At 59.1% G+C, this 2,144-nt stretch carries 1 protein-coding gene and 2 pseudogenes; all 3 read right to left on the bottom strand.

What is annotated here, in order from left to right; translation table 11 throughout:
• Window positions 1–260: pseudogene (locus HWN72_RS30545) on the bottom strand (transposase); the annotation flags it as partial.
• A gap of 276 nt (window positions 261–536) precedes the next feature.
• Window positions 537–1,565 (bottom strand): IS110 family transposase, encoded by a 1,029-nt coding sequence (locus HWN72_RS30540; protein ID WP_211152305.1) that lies wholly within the window; start codon window positions 1,563–1,565, stop codon window positions 537–539.
• 76 nt (window positions 1,566–1,641) lie between these two features.
• A pseudogene (locus tag HWN72_RS30535) lies at window positions 1,642–2,144 on the bottom strand (IS256 family transposase); the annotation flags it as partial.

Below are 2,144 nucleotides of genomic sequence, written 5' to 3'. Positions count from 1 at the left end.
GTCGTATAAACGATGCGGCGGACCTCGTCGGGGAAGGCAAAGAACGGGATAACCTCAGCCCATGCACGGCGCCAGCTCTGGCCGATCGCAGGATAGCGCCGACCCCATTCGCCGGCCTCGAAGGCTGTCAGGGCCTCCTCGGCAGCGATGGCATCGCTGGCGCGGTAGACGGTCTTCAGTGCACCAGCGAGCGCCTTGCGGTCCTTCCACGACACGAAGTCCATCGAGTTGCGCAGCAGGTGGACGATGCATATGTGGACGGCCTCCCGCTTACAAGACATTCGGGCAGATATGAGCTGATCGCTTGCCTTCATATGTCCGGCCTTTGAAGCGCGATCTCAATCAATCGCTGGCCAAGATGGTTTCCGCCACTCACGTTCCGAACAAGTCTGCGGCATTTAACTGCCATTGCATTGTATGGAATGCCATGAGCCCGGATCGATCAAATCCATCTACCGTTGTCTTGCAAGTTCACTTCCAGCTCAGGGGCGCAATTTCATATGCTCCGGCCAGATCTTGTCGCCTTATGCTGCTGCTCAGGCTTGGTTGGCACTGTATGCCTTGTAGCGCTCTCCCGATACCATCAGTTTCCACGCGATGCGAGCAATCTTGTTGGCGAGGGCCACGGCGACCAGCTTAGGCGGCTTCCGCTTCAGCAGGTCCAAGAGCCAAGGGGTCGCATGCTTGCCGCGTCCAACGCGAACATGCCGTAACAATGCTGTGGCGCCTGCTACGAGCACGCTTCTTAGGGCCTCGTCCCCAGCACGGGTGATTTTGCCTGTCCTGGTTTTGCCGCCGGTCGAATGATCCTTCGGTGTGAGTCCCATCCACGCCGCGAACTGTCGGCCGGATTCGAACAGCTCGGGTGCTGGCGTTTTCATTGTGAGAAGCGATGCGCCGATCAGGCCAACGCCTGGTATCTCAGCCAAGCGGCGCGCACGCTCATCGGCACGGTGCCACTGTGCAAGTTGCGCCTCCGTTTCGGTGATCTCTTCTTCAAGCTGCCGGAAGATCTTTCCCTGCGTCGCAAACAATGTCCGGGCAAGTGCGGGGATAGAGCGATCGGTAGCAAGACGGTCAAGAAGCTGCTCGATCCTGCATTTGCCTTTGGCGGCGATAAGACCAAACTCGGCCGCATAACCCCGGATGGAATTTGCCACTTGAGTCCGCATCTGGATGAGACGCTCTCGAACACCGACCAGCATCAATCCCGCCTGCTGGTCTGGTGTCTTAATCGGCACGAACCTCATCGAGGGACGGCTCATCGCTTCACAGATGGCTTCTGCGTCCGCTGCATCGTTCTTCCCGCGCTTCACGTAGGGTTTGACCAGTTGAGGGGCGATCAGTTTTACCTCATGCCCATAAGAGGTCAGCAACCGCGCAAGATGGTGAGATGCACCGCAGGCCTCAAGCGCGACGCTGGTCGGCGACAATTTCTCGAAGAACGTCATCATGTCCGCTCGCCGTAACTGCTTGCGCAGTACCGGCTTCTCGGCCGTGTCGACCCCGTGAAGTTGAAAAACGTGCTTTGACGTGTCGATCCCAATACGGATAAGCTTCTCCACGGACAGTCTCCCTCATGTGGTCTTCAACAACCTCATCGTGGCACATCTTGATGCCGTTGGGAGGCCGTCCACACCAACAGGTCTGGACGATCGTCTCTGGGAACACGGCGGTGATCGCCTCTGGAAAGCCCTTCAGGCCGTCTACGACGGCCAGCATGATGTCCTCAACACCGCGGTTCCTCAGCTCGTTCATCACCCGCAGCCAGAATTTGGCGCCCTCGTTCTGCTCGATCCACAGGCCCAGGACGACCTTGCCGCCATCGGCACGCACGCCTAGCGCGATGTGGATAGCCTTGTTGCGGACCAGACCTTCGTCACGGATCTTGACCCGGATCGCGTCGAAGAAAACCAGCGGATAGGCCGGATCGAGCGGTCGGGCCTGCCAGGCGGCGACCTCTTCGAGCACGGCGTCGGTCACCGTCGAGATCAGGTCCGGCGAGACGTCGATACCGTACAGATCGCGCAAGTGCCCGACGATCTCCCGTGTGCTCATGCCGCGCGCATACATCGAGACGATTTTGTCGTCGAAGCCCGGAAACCGGCGCTGGTACTTGGCGATCAGTTGCGGATCAAAGCTGG

The sequence above is a fragment of the Novosphingobium sp. HR1a genome (assembly GCF_015594425.1).
Lineage (GTDB): Bacteria > Pseudomonadota > Alphaproteobacteria > Sphingomonadales > Sphingomonadaceae > Novosphingobium > Novosphingobium resinovorum_A.
The sequence above is the reverse complement of the archived record's forward strand: the minus strand, read 5'-3'. Positions and strand labels throughout refer to the sequence as shown.